The organism is Vibrio sp. SCSIO 43153 (assembly GCF_023716625.1).
In the GTDB taxonomy this organism is placed as follows: Bacteria; Pseudomonadota; Gammaproteobacteria; order Enterobacterales; family Vibrionaceae; genus Vibrio; species Vibrio rotiferianus.
Genome location: NZ_CP071855.1, coordinates 3104020 through 3121459, shown reverse-complemented (window position 1 = coordinate 3121459; position 17440 = coordinate 3104020). Strand labels below are relative to the sequence as shown.

The 17440-nt window shown below is 46.3% G+C and carries 17 protein-coding genes; 7 read left to right on the top strand and 10 right to left on the bottom strand.

Annotation, left to right across the window (positions count from 1 at the left end):
* Nucleotides 1–8 precede the first annotated feature (8 nt).
* The 3 genes from efp to J4N37_RS14895 all read left to right on the top strand — a co-directional run bounded on the left by efp (nt 9) and on the right by J4N37_RS14895 (nt 3146).
* The gene (efp, locus tag J4N37_RS14905) at nt 9–575 is read left to right on the top strand and encodes an elongation factor P (protein ID WP_005456976.1); all 567 of its coding nucleotides are present in this window, start codon (nt 9–11) and stop codon (nt 573–575) included.
* A 274-nt stretch (nt 576–849) separates the two neighbouring features.
* The gene (locus tag J4N37_RS14900) at nt 850–2253 is read left to right on the top strand and encodes an SPFH domain-containing protein (protein ID WP_005440474.1); all 1404 of its coding nucleotides are present in this window, start codon (nt 850–852) and stop codon (nt 2251–2253) included.
* Between the two features lie 209 nt (nt 2254–2462).
* Nucleotides 2463–3146, top strand: coding sequence for a nitroreductase family protein (locus J4N37_RS14895; protein ID WP_252041278.1), 684 nt, complete (start codon nt 2463–2465; stop codon nt 3144–3146).
* 77 nt (nt 3147–3223) lie between these two features.
* Here the strand turns inward: J4N37_RS14895 and frdD are convergent, their stop codons facing one another.
* The 4 genes from frdD to frdA are packed head-to-tail and all read right to left on the bottom strand — an operon-like array spanning nt 3224 to nt 6578.
* Nucleotides 3224–3601 (bottom strand): fumarate reductase subunit FrdD, encoded by a 378-nt coding sequence (frdD, locus tag J4N37_RS14890; protein WP_009707853.1) that lies wholly within the window; start codon nt 3599–3601, stop codon nt 3224–3226.
* 12 nt (nt 3602–3613) lie between these two features.
* On the bottom strand, nt 3614–3997 hold the full coding sequence (gene frdC / locus J4N37_RS14885; protein ID WP_038871007.1) for a fumarate reductase subunit FrdC: 384 nt from the start codon (nt 3995–3997) through the stop codon (nt 3614–3616).
* Nucleotides 3998–3999: 2 nt separating this feature from the next.
* A complete protein-coding gene (locus J4N37_RS14880) occupies nt 4000–4758 on the bottom strand; it encodes a succinate dehydrogenase/fumarate reductase iron-sulfur subunit (RefSeq protein ID WP_005440483.1) in 759 nt (252 codons plus the stop codon).
* Nucleotides 4758–6578 (bottom strand): fumarate reductase (quinol) flavoprotein subunit, encoded by a 1821-nt coding sequence (gene frdA / locus J4N37_RS14875; RefSeq protein ID WP_045377187.1) that lies wholly within the window; start codon nt 6576–6578, stop codon nt 4758–4760. Before frdA ends, J4N37_RS14880 begins: the two co-directional genes overlap by 1 nt.
* 449 nt (nt 6579–7027) lie before the next feature.
* On the opposite strand from frdA, the gene epmA reads away from it, so the two are divergent.
* The 3 genes from epmA to J4N37_RS14860 all read left to right on the top strand — a co-directional run bounded on the left by epmA (nt 7028) and on the right by J4N37_RS14860 (nt 9920).
* Nucleotides 7028–7999, top strand: a complete 972-nt coding sequence (gene epmA / locus J4N37_RS14870; RefSeq protein WP_088880272.1) for an elongation factor P--(R)-beta-lysine ligase — start codon at nt 7028–7030, stop codon at nt 7997–7999.
* A 143-nt stretch (nt 8000–8142) separates the two neighbouring features.
* Nucleotides 8143–8778: a TetR/AcrR family transcriptional regulator gene (locus J4N37_RS14865; protein WP_045391435.1), complete on the top strand. Its 636-nt coding sequence runs from the start codon at nt 8143–8145 to the stop codon at nt 8776–8778.
* 185 nt (nt 8779–8963) lie between these two features.
* Nucleotides 8964–9920: an acetyltransferase gene (locus tag J4N37_RS14860; protein WP_045391432.1), complete on the top strand. Its 957-nt coding sequence runs from the start codon at nt 8964–8966 to the stop codon at nt 9918–9920.
* An 88-nt stretch (nt 9921–10008) separates the two neighbouring features.
* Here J4N37_RS14860 and J4N37_RS14855 read toward each other — a convergent pair whose 3' ends face one another.
* The 5 genes from J4N37_RS14855 to J4N37_RS14835 form a co-directional block, all read right to left on the bottom strand.
* Nucleotides 10009–11139 carry a murein hydrolase activator EnvC family protein gene (locus J4N37_RS14855; protein WP_088880274.1) on the bottom strand — a complete coding sequence of 377 codons (1131 nt, stop codon included), beginning with the start codon at nt 11137–11139 and terminating at the stop codon, nt 10009–10011.
* A 47-nt stretch (nt 11140–11186) separates the two neighbouring features.
* The gene (gene cysE / locus J4N37_RS14850; RefSeq protein WP_038884095.1) at nt 11187–12008 is read right to left on the bottom strand and encodes a serine O-acetyltransferase; all 822 of its coding nucleotides are present in this window, start codon (nt 12006–12008) and stop codon (nt 11187–11189) included.
* Nucleotides 12009–12100: 92 nt separating this feature from the next.
* Nucleotides 12101–13138 carry an NAD(P)H-dependent glycerol-3-phosphate dehydrogenase gene (gene gpsA, locus J4N37_RS14845; RefSeq protein ID WP_010444049.1) on the bottom strand — a complete coding sequence of 346 codons (1038 nt, stop codon included), beginning with the start codon at nt 13136–13138 and terminating at the stop codon, nt 12101–12103.
* A 204-nt stretch (nt 13139–13342) separates the two neighbouring features.
* Nucleotides 13343–13813 (bottom strand): protein-export chaperone SecB, encoded by a 471-nt coding sequence (gene secB / locus J4N37_RS14840; protein ID WP_010444047.1) that lies wholly within the window; start codon nt 13811–13813, stop codon nt 13343–13345.
* 181 nt (nt 13814–13994) lie between these two features.
* On the bottom strand, nt 13995–14429 hold the full coding sequence (locus tag J4N37_RS14835; RefSeq protein WP_010444044.1) for a rhodanese-like domain-containing protein: 435 nt from the start codon (nt 14427–14429) through the stop codon (nt 13995–13997).
* A gap of 486 nt (nt 14430–14915) precedes the next feature.
* Between J4N37_RS14835 and gpmM the strand changes: the two genes are divergently transcribed.
* Nucleotides 14916–16448: a 2,3-bisphosphoglycerate-independent phosphoglycerate mutase gene (gene gpmM / locus J4N37_RS14830; RefSeq protein ID WP_010444042.1), complete on the top strand. Its 1533-nt coding sequence runs from the start codon at nt 14916–14918 to the stop codon at nt 16446–16448.
* 97 nt (nt 16449–16545) lie between these two features.
* Here the strand turns inward: gpmM and J4N37_RS14825 are convergent, their stop codons facing one another.
* Nucleotides 16546–17433 carry a DMT family transporter gene (locus J4N37_RS14825; RefSeq protein ID WP_045391422.1) on the bottom strand — a complete coding sequence of 296 codons (888 nt, stop codon included), beginning with the start codon at nt 17431–17433 and terminating at the stop codon, nt 16546–16548.
* Between the last annotated feature and the right edge of the window lie 7 nt (nt 17434–17440).

The following is a 17440-nucleotide window of genomic DNA, read 5'->3' as shown; positions in this document are numbered from 1 at the left end:
AGGACAAAATGGCTACAGTTAGCACCAATGAATTTAAAGGCGGCCTTAAGTTAATGCTTGATAACGAGCCTTGTGTAATCCTGGAAAACGAATACGTTAAACCAGGTAAAGGCCAAGCGTTCAACCGCGTTAAAATTCGTAAACTTCTTTCTGGTAAAGTGCTAGAGAAAACATTCAAGTCTGGTGACACTTGTGAAGTGGCAGACGTAATGGATATCGATCTAGATTATCTATATTCAGACGGCGAATTCTACCACTTTATGAACAACGAAACTTTCGAGCAGATCGCTGCAGACGCGAAAGCGGTTGGTGAAAACGCTAAATGGTTGGTAGAAAACAACACTTGCATGATCACACTTTGGAACGGTAACCCAATTACGGTTACGCCACCAAACTTCGTTGAGCTAGAAGTTACAGATACAGATCCAGGTCTGAAAGGTGATACTCAAGGTACTGGTGGTAAACCAGCTACACTAGCAACTGGCGCTGTTGTTCGTGTTCCACTATTCATCGCAATTGGCGAAGTGATCAAAGTTGACACTCGTACAGGTGAATACGTAGGTCGTGTGAAGTAATTTCACCCAAACGTATCATATGGAAAAGGTCGCTTTGGCGGCCTTTTTTATTGCCCGTCATTTTCCTCTCTTTGATGCCTCTGTGCAAAACATCGATATCTTCCGCAAATTTCTGATGATTTTGTATTATTCGTAAAAAACTTATTTATTTCATGAATCTTTCGATTATTTCTTAATGTCACAATTTGATACATTAGTCCTCGTTGTCGGCGAGTTGCATATCAATTTGATTTTTATCGATTTAACTCAATGACAATCCAAAAAGGAGAACAAAATGGAAAGCAGAGGCTTAGGACGAGGTTTAAAGGTGGAAGAGAGACGTCAGTTACTACATAAAGGATTGAAAGCAGCCGTATTTGGTATTCCGTTGCTGGCAATAGGCTTAACGATTAACAGCTCAGTGCTGATGACCGATGCGGGTTACAGCTATGTTCATCAGAACAACATCACTGGTGAATTGGACGTATTCACAGAACCGGGCATTCACTTTCGCATGCCGTTTCTGTCCAAGATCACCAAGTATGACCAAGTGATCACCGTGTCATTTGGTAACAGCAAGGGCGAAGATTTTTATCAACGCCTTGATGCGATTCAGGTTCGCTTTGCCGATACCTACATTGGTCAGATCCCAGTGACATTCCGCTTCAAGCTCAGCAATGACCCAGAAGCGGTTAAGAAGATGCATAAAGAGTTCCGCAACAACAGCAACCTAATCGATGCATTGTTAGTAAAGAACGCACGTAACGTGACGGTGATTACCGCGACTCAATACACGGGAGAAGAGTTTTTCCAAGGCGGCTTGAACCAGTTCAAATCCAAATTAGGAGACCAACTGCGTGAAGGCATTTATCTGACTGAGCGTCGTCAGGTAGAAGTGGAAGAGTTAGATCTTGCTCCAGTTGGTGCGAATCAGTCGAATGCGAACCAACTGCAACGCACTAACCAACTGGTTTGGAAGACGGTTCCAGTCGTGGACAACACTGGCCAACCAATCCGTCAGGATAACCCGCTACAGCAATACGGCATTCAAGTGACACAGGTGACTATTGGTGACCCGCAACCAGAGAAGCAGCTTGATCAATTGCTCGCAGATAAAAAGCGCTTAGTAGCAGATCGTATCCGTGCGATTCAGGAGCAAGAGACCTCCAAAGCACAAGCAGAGACTGAGCAGTTACGTAAAGAGATTCAACGTACCCGTGAAGTACAAGATGCTCAACGTAGTAAAGAGCTCGCGATCATCGCTCAGCAAAAAGAAGTCGAAGTTGCACGTCAAATTGCGGAGCGTGAAATCGTTGAGGTTGAGAAAACCAAGCGACTGGCTGAGGTGGAAAAAGAGAAAGAGTTAGCGATTGCAGAAGCGAACCTAGCGATTCAAAAAGCCAATGCTTTATCAGCAGAATTCGAAGCAAAAGCGATTTTGGAAAAAGGCCGCGCAGAAGCGGAAGTCTTGAAAGCTAAGTACGCAGCACTAGGTGCAAACCGAGAAGTGTACTTGGCAGAGTTGAACCGAGATGTGGCGAACTCGCTGTACAACAACCTGCAAAACTTCCAAGTGCAGATGCCACAAAACTACATCGGTGGTGGGGAAGCGACAGGTCTGAAAACTAACCTCGATGTGATTACTGGCTTTGGTGCATTGGGCTTAATGGACCAAACCAAGAAGGTCACACAGCAATAAGATCATGGGTGACCAAAAGCTCTGGTAGCTGTACAAATCAGAGTAATGCAGAGGCTGATACGTGTTATCAGCCTCTCTTTTTTGTTGGTGAAATACGGCTGAATATTTGCGCTTTATCTCAATATCACATTGATTTTATGAAGATAAAAAGGCGAGGGCGAAATTAGTAGCTATAGTGAATCAACACCCAACAAGCGCAAGGAAGCACTATGTCGACTCAAGAACAACATCATCCACTCATCGATTTTGTGGAATATCCTCCGCAAGAAATGGCGGCAAGAGCTGTACATAATCTTGAGCAACTTCAACGTCGTCATTCGATTCGTAGCTTCTCCGACCGCCCAGTGGCGAAAGAAGTGATTGAGCACTGTATTCGAGCGGCAGGTACAGCTCCGAGTGGGGCAAACCATCAGCCTTGGCATTTTGTTGCGATTAATAGGGCGGAAGTGAAAGGCCAGATCCGCCAAGCTGCTGAAGAATTAGAACGTTCTTTCTATGAAGGGAGAGCAGGGCAAGAATGGTTAGATGCACTGAAACCTCTAGGTACCAATGCCAGCAAACCTTATCTAGAAAAAGCACCGTGGTTGATCGCGGTGTTTTCGCAGAAGAAGGGCGGCATGAGTAACGATGGGGAGCAAACCAATTATTACGTGCACGAGTCAGTAGGGATTGCCACAGGCTTTTTGCTTCAAGCACTGCACAATGCAGGGCTGGGGACACTGACTCACACGCCAAAGCCGATGAGTTTCTTGAGCAAGATTTGTGGGCGAGACAACGATGTCGACCGTCCATATATGTTGATTGTGACGGGCTATCCGGAAGAAGATGCGACCATTCCAGAACATGCGATGCACAAAAAGTCACTGGATGAAATCGCGACCTTTATTGAGTAGCGCTTGGCATTCAAACACGAGTTACAGGCAATAAAAAAGCTGGCGAGGTGCCAGCTTTTTTCATTTTCTTCAGATTCTTAGATCATGAAGATAAAGATAACTGCGAGTGCAGAGATAAGGCCTGCAAACGCGTAACATGCGATTTTACCTACCACGCCAGTGTGGAATTTTAGGTCGTGCATGCCGTGGTGTACACGGTGCATTGCATGCCACATTGGTAGTGCTAGTGTACCGATGATGAACAGTGCACCAATGATGCTAGTCGCGAACTCAGATACGCGCTCGTAGCTCATTGCTTCTGCATCAATGATGCCTAGTGGAACTAGGATACCCAGTACTAATACCGTGATTGGCGTGATCATCGCAAACCAAGTACCACCGGCGCCAAATAGACCCCACCAAATTGGCTCATCAGAACGCTTTGGTGCTGTGTTAACACTATAATTCGGTTTCATTACTAAAGCTCCTTACACCACGATGAGAACGATCAGTGAGATGAACGCGACCGCTGCCCACTGAGTCAGAACGATGATTTTCTTATCCACTGGTTTGCCTTTCAGACGAATTGGCATTACCTGTGGCATCATGCTGAAGAAGGTTTGTGCGTGGAATAGGCTACCTAGCAGTGCAACGATGTTGATCGCTACCACGATAGGGTTTGCCATGAACTCCAACCAACCTTGCCAAGCTTCTGGGCCTTTCACTAATGAACCTAGACCGAAAGTCAGGAAGATAGTGAATAGGATCAGAGGAAGCACCGTTGCTTCACGTACCATGTAGAAGCGGTAGAAAGGATGGTTCTTCCACCATGTGCGTTTTATTTCACGAACGTAAGGTTTACGGTTGCTCATCCTTATGCCTCCACTTTCTTTGGTGAACCATCAGGTTTCAACATCGCAATCACGAAGTCCATAGAAGACTCCACTTTGCCTTGGTTTACTGCCGCTGCTGGGTCAACGTTCTTCGGACAAACTTCAGAACAGTAACCTACGAATGTACAACCCCAAGCGCCGTTTTCACCATTGATCAGCTTCATACGCTCATCTTTACCGTTGTCACGGCTGTCTAGGTTGTAACGGTGTGCCAGAGTCAGTGCTGCAGGGCCGATGAACTCAGGGTTCAAACCGAACTGAGGACATGCTGCGTAGCAAAGACCACAGTTGATACAGCCAGCAAACTGCTTGTATTTCGCCATTTGCTCTGGTGTTTGTAGGTTTGTACCGTCTTCTGGTTTGCGGTCGTTACCAATGATGTAAGGTTTGATTGCTTCTAAGCGCTCGATGAACGGCGTCATATCCACGATCAAGTCTTTCTCGATAGGGAAGTTTGCTAGTGGCTCGATAGTTACGCCATTCGGGTAATCACGTAGGAAGCTCTTACAAGCTAGCTTAGGCACGTTGTTTACCATGATGCCGCAAGAACCACAGATCGCCATACGACAAGACCAGCGGTAAGACAGATCTTTATCTAGGTGATCTTTGATGTAGCCAAGCGCATCAAGCACAGACATGGTTTCATCAAATGGAACTTCGAATGTTTGCGTGTATGGTTCCGCGTCCTTCTCAGGGTCGTAACGCAGAATGTCTACTTTTTGAATGCGGTTTGCTGACATTATGCTTGCTCCTCTGCCTTCTTCGCTTCTGCTTCAGCGGCTTTTTCAGCTGCTGCTGCTTTCTCTGCTGCTTCACCGTATAGACGGGCTTTAGGCTGAGATTTAGTGATCTTCACGTTGCTGTAGTCGATGCTTGGTGCTGCATCTTCTTGGAAGAATGCGAGTGAGTGTTTTAGGAAGTTCTCGTCATCACGTTCAGTGCAACCGTCGTCTAGACGTTGGTGCGCACCACGAGATTCTTTACGCAGGATTGCAGAGTGAACCATCGCTTCTGCGACTTCTAGACCGTAGCCCACTTCAATAGCGTATAGAAGGTCAGTGTTGAACACTTTGCCTTTGTCTTTGATGCTGATTTTCTTGTAACGCTCTTTCAGCTCAGTGATTTTCTCGATGGTTGCTTGCATCAAGTCTTCTTGGCGGTAGATACCACAACCTGCTTCCATGGTGTGACCCATTTCAGTACGGATATCTGCCCAGTTTTCTTCACCTTCTTGGTTCATTAGAGCGGCAATGCGGTCTTCAACTGCTTTCACCTGAGTCGCGATAGACTCTTCGTTCCAGCCTTTGAATTCTGCCGCGCGTTTCACCGCTTGTTCACCCGCAACGCGACCAAATACCACGAACTCAGCCAGCGAGTTAGAACCTAGACGGTTTGCACCGTGAAGACCAACTGACGCACATTCGCCAACCGCGAATAGACCTTTAATGCGAGTTTCACATTCGCCGTTAGTCTCAATACCACCCATGGTGTAGTGAACCGTTGGACGAATTGGAATTGGCTCTTTTGCTGGGTCAACGTTCACGTAAGCTTTCGCTAGCTCACAAATGAACGGTAGACGCTCTTGCAGGTACTCTTCACCCAGGTGGCGAAGGTCTAGATGCACCACATCACCAAGAGGGTGTTTGATGGTGTTGCCTTTCTGTTGTTCGTGCCAGAAAGCTTGAGAAACTTTGTCACGAGGACCCAGTTCCATGTATTTGTTCTTAGGTTGACCCACTGGAGTCTCAGGACCCATACCGTAGTCTTGTAGGTAACGGTAGCCGTCTTTGTTGACGATGATACCGCCTTCACCACGACAACCTTCAGTCATCAGGATACCTGTGCCAGGAAGACCTGTTGGGTGGTACTGAACGAATTCCATATCACGTAGAGGAACGCCGTGACGGTAAGCCATCGCCATGCCGTCGCCCGTTACGATACCGCCGTTGGTGTTACAGTGGTAAACGCGACCTGCGCCACCTGTTGCTAGTACAACAGACTTCGCTTTAATCGTAACCAACTCACCTTCAGACATGTGGATTGCAATCAGACCTTGTACTTCACCTTCATCAACAAGCAAGTCAACAACAAAGTACTCATCAAAGCGCTTGATGTTGTCGTACTTCATCGACGTCTGGAATAGCGTGTGAAGCATGTGGAAGCCAGTTTTATCTGCAGCGAACCAAGTACGTTCAACCTTCATACCACCAAAGCGGCGTACGTTGACTTCACCGTTCTCTTTACGACTCCATGGGCAACCCCATTGCTCCATTTGGATCATTTCGCGAGTCGCGTTCTCTACAAAGTATTCAACAACGTCCTGTTCACATAGCCAGTCACCACCGCCAACAGTGTCGTTGAAGTGGTTGTCTAAGCTATCTTCATCCTTGATAACTGCTGCTGAGCCACCTTCTGCAGCAACCGTATGGGAGCGCATTGGGTAAACTTTAGAAATAAGTGCTACTTCTAAGTCCGGGTTTGCTTCAGCCGCTGCAATAGCAGTACGAAGACCAGCGCCGCCTGCGCCGATGACTGCGATATCTGTGGTGATAATTTGCACAGTTATCCTCCAGTGTGTGATTGCGGAAATCCGCTTGTTATTGTGAGTGTGAGGGAAGGGTTTTAGGGCAATCCCTCAAAAGTAGTAGGGTTAGTGTAGGGGAGCCTTATGGCAGAAAAATTGATGTATTTGGGTTTTTTCTCCGGTAATGCACATAAGAGCATAGAAATTCTAGGTTATGTGACTGCTATCACGGCACGAAACGCATGACATACAAACGTAATTTCTATCAATGTTGCACTTCTGTTGCGCGACATTAGTATCATTGATAATAGGCTTAGTTGTGAATGTTTTTTGTACTGTAGAACGTGGAATGCTTGCTTCAATTTTAATCGATTGTTATTCGTATTTACTCAATCACATTTGAGCAATTTCCCCCCTCGATGAACTAGGCAAAGCATGCCAAAATTGCTATTTTCCCCGCTCATTCATGTACTGAGAGTTTTGTTATGCAAACCAACTGGCAGCCTACTGCGTCTATGGAACAACTTCGTCAACGTGCCGCGTTGATCACCGACATTCGTCAATTCTTTGCCGAGCGACAGGTGATGGAAGTGGACACGCCAGCCATGAGTCACGCGACAGTGACAGACATCCATTTGCATACCTTTCAGACTGAGTTTGTCGGCCCTGGTTATGCGGATGGCAGCAAGCTGTTTTTCATGACCAGCCCAGAGTTCCACATGAAGCGTTTGCTCGCTGCGGGCAGTGGTTGTATCTATCAAATCAACAAAGCATTCCGTAATGAGGAGAACGGTCGCCACCACAACCCTGAATTCACTATGTTGGAGTGGTACCGTATTGGTTTTGATCACCACAAGCTGATGGATGAGATGGACGACCTGCTGCAACTAGTATTGAAGTGTGGCGCAGCGGAGCGTATGACTTACCAGCAAGCCTTTATTGATGTGCTCGGCGTGTGCCCACTAGAAGGCTCAATGCAAGAGCTAAAAGCGGTGGCGGCTAAACTAGGGCTGAGTGATATTGCCGAGCCTGAAGAAGACCGTGATACTTTGCTGCAATTGTTGTTCAGCATTGGTGTCGAAGCCAAGATTGGTCAGCAAGTTCCGGCATTTGTTTATGACTTCCCTGCATCGCAAGCGGCGCTGGCAAAGATCAATCCGCAAGACAACCGAGTAGCGGATCGCTTCGAGGTGTACTTCAAAGGCATTGAGCTGGCGAACGGTTTCCATGAGTTGGACAACCCGAAAGAGCAATTGGCGCGCTTTGAACAAGATAACGCTAAGCGTCTGGAAATGGGCTTGAAACCACAGCCGATCGATTACCATTTGATTGGTGCATTAGAAGCTGGCTTGCCAGATTGCGCTGGTGTAGCCCTGGGGGTTGACCGCTTGATCATGCTGGCATTGGGTTGTGATCATATTGACCAAGTGACGGCTTTCCCATTCCCAATCGCTTAGTGTTATTGCTCATAGCAGGCCGAAAATAGAAGCGCTGTTGGCGTATAACTGGTCTGCTATGTTGCTGTATTTTTGCCCTCTATCGACCTACCAAAGTGAAGTCGCTATACTCGAAAGGTTAATGAAGAGGGAATACGATAACCATGAAAACGCGCGACAAAATTGTCTATGCCGCACTGGAGTTGTTTAATCAACATGGTGAGCGCAATATTACGACGAATCACATTGCTGACCATATTGAAATTAGTCCAGGCAATCTCTACTACCATTTCCGTAATAAACAAGAAATCGTACGCGAGATCTTTGCACTTTATTCTGCAGAGCTACTAGAACGATTTACTCCAATCCAAGGTTCTCAAGAAAGTCTGACTATGCTGAAAAGCTACCTCGACTCGATCTTCACTTTGATGTGGAAGTACCGTTTTTTCTACGCAAACTTACCAGAAATTCTGTCTCGAGATGAGCAGTTACATGATGAATACATGGATGTTCAAGAGAAGCTGCAAGCAAACCTGATTGCGATCATGCAAGAGTTTGTGGTGTTAAAGCTGCTGAATGTTGACCAAGAGCAGTTGAAGTCACTGGTATGCACGCTGCACCTTATTGCGTGTAGTTGGTTAGCTTACCAATCGGCAATGTCTCCAAAGACCGAAATCACCGAGCAAATGGTAAAACAGGGCATGCTGCAAATGCTTAATGTGGTTAAGCCTGTGGCGACCGAGCAGGGTATGGAACAACTACTGCTGCTTGAAGAAGCGGTGAGCCGACTGCACAGTTAATACTATTTTCCCTCCTTATTAAATCTAGAAAATGAGAGTATGGTTCTACGCTTAAAGTTTAGAGCGCAGCTCTCATTTTCAGCTCCCTCCTCGAGTTGACTTGCTGTGCTCATTTCGCACAATAGGATTCATGCACGCCCAAACCATCCGTTGGGTATGACTCTCGATACAGGAATTATCGTCCAATGAACTACGACATTTTTAATGGCGATGCTGACGGCATCATCGCATTACTGCAACTGCGTTTAGCCGATCCAATCGACGCTGAGTTGGTGACGGGCGTTAAGCGCGACATCAAGCTGGTGGAAAAAGTGGAAGTGCAAGCGGGCGATGAGCTGACAGTGTTGGACATTTCAATGGAAAAGAACATGGCTGGTCTAGAGCAAGCTTTGGCTCAAGGCGCACACGTGTTTTATGCAGATCACCACAAAGCGGGAGAGATACCTCAGCATGGTAATTTGGATGCGCACATCGATCTTGATGCCAATATTTGTACTGCTTTGATTGTTGACCAATTATTAGATGGTCGCTTCCATTTATGGGCAATTACTGCCGCTTATGGCGATAACTTGATAGCTAGAGCCGATGCGCTGGCAGATAGAGTTGGACTCAGTGCAGAGCAAAAAGCGCAGTTAAAAGAGCTGGGTACATTGATTAACTACAACGGCTACGGCTCTAAAGTTGATGACCTCCACTTTCATCCTGCCGATTTGTACCAAGCGTTGAAGCAATACGTGTCACCATTCGATGTGATTGCAGATAAAGCCTCACCTTACTACCAATTGCAATCGGCTTATCAGCAAGATATGGACGCGGCATTAGCGATTCCGGCAACTCATGAAAGCGCTAAGCTCAAGCTGTTTGAATTGCCAAACAACGCGGCATCACGCCGAATCAGTGGCGTTTATGGCAACTGGCTTGCAAACCAAAACCCAGACTCTGCGCATGCGGTATTAACTGAAAATACTGATGGCACTTACACGGTTTCTCTTCGCGCACCGTTGAATAACAAGCAAGGTGCCGTGGCTGTGTGTGGGCAGTTCCCAACTGGTGGTGGCCGAGAAGCTGCAGCGGGTATCAATGCGTTAAGTAAATGTGATGTCAGTGCCTTTATCGACGCAGTAGAGACGTATTACGCCTAGCGTTTTTCTAAATGTGAATACAACAAAGGAGCCGATTGGCTCCTTTGTTTTTAATTATTGGTTCATAAACTGCAATGACAAACGGTAGTTATAAACGTTTTAACCAAGATTTTGGATTTTGCGCTTCGCTGTTCCTGCGGATTTCGAAGTAGAGTGAAGCTCTGTCTTGACCACCGGTATCCCCCGCGAGAGCTATCACTTCGCCAGCAGTAACCTTGTCGCCCTCTTTCTTAGTCAGAGCTTGGTTGTAGCCATATAGCGTCATGTCACCCTTGCCGTGGTCGAGAAGTACCACTAGACCGTAACCGCGTAGGTATTCGGCAAATACCACGGTACCTGAATAGACCGCTTTCACTTGCTGGCCGTAGCTGGCAGATAACACCATGCCTTTCCAGTTTACTTGACCTGTTTGCTTGGTACCGAAGCTATGTAAAACACGTCCTTTGAGAGGCCACGGTAGCTTGCCTCTTTGCTTAGCAATACCATCCATCGGGACGGCGTTGCGTTTGGCTGCCTTTGCTATTTCTGCTTTCAATCGGGTTTCGTTGCGTTGCAGTTCAGCCAAGTAACGCTTGTCGTCTTTGATGTTCTTTTGGATGTTCCCCAACGTTTTTTTTCGGTTGGATTGTGTTGAGGCTAATGACGCACGCTTTTGAGATTGTTGTTTCAACAAGTTCTCAATTTGCGTTTTTTCAAGCTCAAGCTGATTTCTATTGTGTGCCAACTCTTCTGTAATTTTGCTTATCGCATCAATGACTTCTGAACGAGCTTTAGCAAGGTGTTGGAAATACTGACTAATGCGGTCTTCTTCAATGCCTTCATTTAAAAGGTGACCATTAGCTTTAGCTCGTTCAGTGACGTAGTAGGTTTGAATCAGCTGTTTGAGTTGTTCTTCTTGGGCTTGGCGTTGCGCTTCTTGTAGAGAAATCTTCTCTTCCAATTTATTGATATTTTGATCTGCTTTTGCGAGTTCCGATTTCGTTTGTTTAATATCTCGCTCAAGCTTTGATATACCAAGCTCTTGATCTTTTAATGACTTTTGTAAGTCATTCAGCTTTTTTTCTTGGGAGGTAAGTGACTGTTGTTGACGATTAATTTCGCTTTTTACGCCCTTTAACTCTTGCTGGCTCGCTGCAAAAGTTGAGCTGGAGAATGTGGCGGATAATGCGCAAGCTAAAATAACCGCAGAGCGGGTGACAACAGAATTACGTTCTTTCACTTGATTACAACCTACCACACTAACATTAAGAAAAAGTCGAGAGGTGTTTAAATACCGTCTCCATGAATAAAGCTCTGCGATTTGCCATTAAAGCCCTGATCCATGTCTAATGAAGGTTTGTCCGTTTTTGGACGACCGACAATTTTTGCGGGAACGCCTGCTACTGTTGTATGCGGTGGTACGGGTTGCAGCACGACAGAGCAGGAGCCGATTTTTGCGCCTTCGCCCACTTCAATGTTGCCAAGAATTTTTGCTCCAGCGCCGATCATTACGCCTTCGCGAATTTTCGGGTGACGGTCACCGCATTCTTTACCGGTACCACCTAGGGTGACATCCTGCAGAATAGATACGTCGTTTTCGACAACGGCCGTTTCACCAATCACAATGCCGGTCGCATGGTCTAGCATGATACCACTACCAATGCGCGCTGCAGGGTGAATATCAACCTGACATGCTACAGAAATCTGGTTTTGTAGATAAGTCGCAAGAGCGTGACGACCTTGCTTCCACAGCCAATTTGCCACTCGGTAACCCTGTAGAGCGTGGTAGCCCTTTAGGTATAGTAATGGCATTGAGTACATTGAAACAGCTGGGTCGCGATTAACCGTGGCACAAATGTCACAAGCGGCACCATCGGTGATGGTAGGGTCTGCAGCAAATGCTTCTTCCACTACTTCCCGAACAGCCATGGCTGGCATAGACGCGGTGTTTAACTTGTTGGCTAAGATATAACTTAACGCCGCACACAAACTATCATGTTTGATGATGGTTGCGTGGTAGAAACTGGCCAGCATTGGCTCTTGTTCTGACATCTCACGGGCTTCAGATACGATCTTATTCCAAACTTTTTGTTTTTCGCAGTGCTTCATTCTCAATATCCTGAGTGGTTCTTCCTTGTCCCGACAGTGTTATTACGACTTTATTATCCTTCCTCTCCTGAGGAAAAAGGGGAGCTAGAGTGCTACTTTCCCTCTGATTTTTTGTCACGCGCAAGTAAATCTTGTGCTGCCAGGTGTGCATCTTTTCCTTGATACAATACTTGATAAATTTGGTCAACAATTGGCATCTCAACGCCCATACGTTGGGAAAGCATCCACACCTCTTTGGTGTTTCGGTAGCCTTCAACTACCTGACCGATTTCTTCCTGAGCGGTGTCGACATCCTTGCCTTGTCCCAATGCTAAACCAAAGCGACGGTTACGTGATTGGTTATCTGTACAAGTTAAGACTAGATCGCCCAGTCCTGCCATCCCCATAAAGGTTTCTGGTTGAGCGCCAAGCGCTGCGCCAAGGCGGCTCATTTCTGCTAAGCCACGGGTGATCAATGCAGTACGAGCGTTGGCACCAAAGCCAATACCGTCGGACATGCCTGCACCAATCGCGATAACGTTTTTCACCGCGCCACCAAGTTGCATGCCGATAAAGTCGTTGTTTGCGTACACGCGGAAAGTTTTACTACAGTGGATTTTCTCTTGTAGGTCGGCAACAAAGCCAGCGTCGGGAGAAGCCACTGAGATAGCGGTTGGCATACCCATTGCGAGTTCTTTTGCAAAGGTAGGTCCCGATAAAACGGCTAGAGAGTAGTTTTCACCAATCACATCAAATGCGACTTCTTTTAGAAGGCGGCCGGTTTCTGGTTCTAGGCCTTTCGTTGCCCAACAAATACGAGAGTCTTCACGTAGGAATGGTTTAAGGCTGTTTAGCACAATTCCAAATACATGGCTTGGAACAACAACGAGTAGATCACGGCTTGCTTGAACCGCTTTCTCTAGATCGGATTCAACAATCAAGCTTTCAGGAAAGTCGATACCTGGTAAGAATTCATGGTTAGCGCGATCTGCCTCAAGACGAGCCATATGCTCTTGCTCATGACCCCAAAGGATCACATTTGCACCGTTACGAGCGAGAGAAATCGCTAGAGATGTTCCGTAAGAGCCAGCGCCAATCACTGTCATCGCAATGTCTTTACCGTAGGCATTGTTCGTATTTGCTTGTGTCATGCTACCGCCTGATCGTTGTTTTTTCTGAATGATAATACCAAATCAAGTAATTACCACCTGTAAATGGCGCCGATTCGCACCTAATTACAAGGCAGAAACAAAAAATGCACAATGCATCTTTCTGATGGACGCTTTGTGCATTTTGATTTCGCTTTTTACATTGTCCCACACCACGTTGCCGTCGTGCGTCAAGAACGGTTTAAATTACGCTTGAGCTTCGCCTTCGCCTTGCTGAGCTTGCTGCTGTAGGTAGTTCATGAATAGCGCATCGAAGTTAACTGGCGCTAGGTTCAGTTGAGGGAACGTACCTTTTACAACTAGGCTTGAGATAGTTTCACGAGCGTATGGGAATAGGATGTTAGGGCAGAATGCGCCTAGGCAATGAGCTAGTTGACCTGCTTCCATCTTGTCCGCAGTGAAGATACCACCTTGTTGAACTTCACATAGGAATGCTGTTTCTTCTTCGTTCTTCACTGTTACTGTTAGACGTAGGATTACTTCGTAAACGCCTTCACCTAGCTCACGGCTTTGAGTGTCTAGATCCAGTTTAACGTCTGGGTTCCACTCTTTTTGGAAGATAACTGGAGAGTTAGGTGCTTCGAAAGATACATCTTTTAGGAAGATACGTTGAATTGCGAAGTTTTGTTGTGCTTCTTGTGGTGCTGCTTCAGCCATTTTTAAATCCTTAAATAATCGTTTGTTGGGCCTAGATACCTCTAAACCCTTAAATATGTCTTGAGACTAACTGAGCAAATCTAATATGACTAGATGAAGCGCGTATTACGTGCAAGGCATCACAACTTAGTGCTTCAACTGCTCTCTATTTACTCAGTTTATACCTGTCAGGGCTTGAAGGTTATTTCTTACCACGTACTAGAGGTAGGTTTGCTTCACTCCACGCAATCAGGCCATTTTTCAGTAGGCTTACATTTTCAAAGCCAGCTTTCGCTAGTAGGTTTGCGCTTTCTTGAGCGGTTTGACCCGTTTTGCATACCACAATGATTGGGTCTGATTTACGGTTTTCAAGGCTACCGAAGTTACCAGCTTTGATGTCTGATGGTAAAATGTGAAGTGCGTCGGTGATATGACCCTGTTTGAACTCATCTTTAGAGCGGATATCCACTACTACACCGTTTTCACGGTTCATTAGGTGAGTCAGTTGGTTTACGTTCACTTCTTTATATGCAGCCGTCGCTGATTTCACGATGTTCATGATAAATGCGACAAGAAGACCTACCCAAACCAAAGATAGAATCATGTTCTGTTGGAAAAAATCAATGTACTCTTGCATGTCTTGAGCTCTTGCACTGTTGGCGGAAAAATAAAGCAGGAGTATAGCGGGGATAGTCGTCTTAGGCGAGAGGGTTAAAATTTTCTAACGAATAATTGAGATCTAATCGCTTCCGGTGAGCTCTTCCAAACTTGTCATTCATGCAATCTTATTATCACTTCCTCCTATCAATTCAATCGGCGTAATTGACTTCACTTCTGGTCGAAAAGGCGCACAATGGGTCACAACAAAAAGTTTTTCACCAAAGTATTTCGGTGGTGGTACAAAGCGTCTTGAAAGTGACTATGCTTGTGGAACACGTTTGCTGACTAGGTTGGATTGCTTGCTAACTTGTAAGATAGCAACAATAAATCGCAAACATTATTTGATCTTAACCTACAGTTTTGGTTAAAAAGTGTAGTAAAATTACGCTAGTTTTGTTTCAAGGTTAGATGGAGCAACGAAGCTCTACACCGAAAGTTACTTAAATTTGATGAGGTCATCACTATGTCTGCTAAGAAGCCATTGGCTCTAGTTATCCTTGACGGTTACGGTTACCGTGAAGACACAGCAAGTAACGCAATTGCAAATGCTAAAACACCAGTAATGGATGCACTAATTGCGAACAACCCTAACACTCTAATCTCTGCTTCAGGCATGGACGTTGGTCTACCTGACGGTCAAATGGGTAACTCAGAAGTTGGTCACACCAACATCGGTGCAGGTCGCGTTGTATACCAAGATCTAACTCGTATCACTAAGTCTATCGCTGACGGTGAATTCGCTGAAACAGCAGCACTAGTTGAAGCTATCGACTCTGCAGTAAAAGCTGAGAAAGCAGTACACATCATGGGTCTTATGTCTCCTGGCGGTGTTCACTCTCATGAAGATCACATCTACGCAGCCGTTGAAATGGCAGCAGCTCGTGGCGCTGAGAAAATCTACTTACACTGCTTCCTAGACGGCCGTGATACGCCACCACGTAGTGCTGAAAACTCACTACAACGTTTCCAAGACCTATTTGCGAAACTAGGTAAAGGTCGCGTTGCTTCTCTAGTGGGTCGTTACTACGCAATGGACCGTGACAACAACTGGGATCGCGTTCAAGTTGCTTACGATCTTCTAACTCAAGCGAAAGCTGAGTTCACAGCAGAAACGGCAGTTGCAGGTCTAGAAGCGGCTTACGCTCGTGAAGAAAACGACGAATTCGTTAAAGCAACAGCTATCAAAGCGGAAGGTCAAGAAGACGCAATCATGCAAGATGGCGATGCAGTTATCTTCATGAACTACCGTGCTGACCGTGCACGTCAAATCACTCGTGCATTCGTTCCTGCATTTGACGGCTTCGAGCGCGCTGTATTCCCAGCAATCAACTTCGTGATGCTGACTCAATACGCAGCTGATATCCCTCTAGCTATCGCATTCCCACCTGCGTCTCTAGAAAACACTTATGGTGAGTGGCTATCTAAGCAAGGTCAAACTCAGCTACGTATCTCTGAAACAGAGAAATACGCACACGTAACCTTCTTCTTCAACGGTGGTATTGAGAACGAATTCGAAGGCGAAGAGCGTCAACTTGTTGCTTCTCCAAAAGTAGCAACTTACGACATGCAGCCAGAAATGAGCTCTCCAGAGCTAACAGAGAAGATGGTTGCGGCTATCAAGTCTGGTAAGTACGACACTATCATCTGTAACTACCCGAACGCAGATATGGTTGGTCACACTGGTGTTTACGAAGCGGCTGAGCAAGCTATCGAAGCACTAGACGAAAGCGTTGGTAAAGTGGTTGAAGCAATCAAAGAAGTGGGTGGTCAGCTACTGATCACTGCGGACCACGGTAACGCAGAGATGATGATCGACCCAGAAACTGGCGGCGTTCACACTGCTCACACTAACCTACCAGTACCTCTAATCTACGTAGGTGACAAAGCGGTTGAGTTCAAAGAAGGCGGTAAACTGTCTGATCTTGCACCAACAATGCTTTCTCTTGCAGGTCTAGAAATCCCTGCAGAAATGTCTGGTGAAGTGCTAGTTAAGTAATTAACTGACGATTCAGAATGATAAAAGCCCGAGTTCGACTCGGGCTTTTTTATGTCTGTAATTCTGTGCTCGATCAGTTTTGAGCTATTGAGCTCGACTACTGCACAAGGATTCCAGTACCTATAACCGCTAAGGCAGCCCCTAGCCAAGCAAAGCGATTGGGGCGTTTCTTGGTGTAAACCCACAGTAGTGGCAGCAACATGATCGGCGTTGTTGAAGAAAGCAGAGCCACCATACCCACATTACCTTCACGCAGCGCGTACAGAATCAACGTCATACCAATTGCCATCGCTAAAAAGCCGTTTAATGCGGTGATGCCAAATACTTTCCAGGTGATGGTTTGCGTTGCACGTGCAACTTTAACGCCAATCACCAAGAGTATGCAGTGTGCGACGAAAGCACTGATCATACGAATTGCAGAAGCGGCAATCGGGTCGACACTGGTTTGCATTACTGGTTTGGCAATAATGCCGCCAAGTGCCTGACAGATTGCAGCAGTTAAACCCAGTCCAACACCAATCCAAACGTTGCCCTTGATTGTTTCCAGTGCATTGCTGGCTTGCCCGCGTCGGCCATAGAAAATTGCCATCACTACGCCGCTGAACACTAAGGCAGCACCAATAAGCTCTATCCCCGTCATGCTTTCGCTAAATAGGAAGTACCCTAGGAGGGCGGAGAATACGGCGTGACAAGAAAACAGTAAACCTGCTTGGCGTGGTCCCATGCGGTTCAAGCAAGCGAACAGCGCTGTATCGCCAATAAAAATACCAATCAGACCGGATGCCATCATCGGTGTTACGTGTTCTGTTGAGACACTGAGCCAGCCACCCGTTATCCACGCCATCGTTGAGAGAATCACTGCGGTACAACCCATACGCCAACGGCTATAAGCAAACGCACCGAGATGCTGAGCGGGAACAACAGAAATTAGGCTAGAAACAGCCCATAGGAAAGCGGCGCATAACGCCAGCCATTCATAACCCATGATTGCG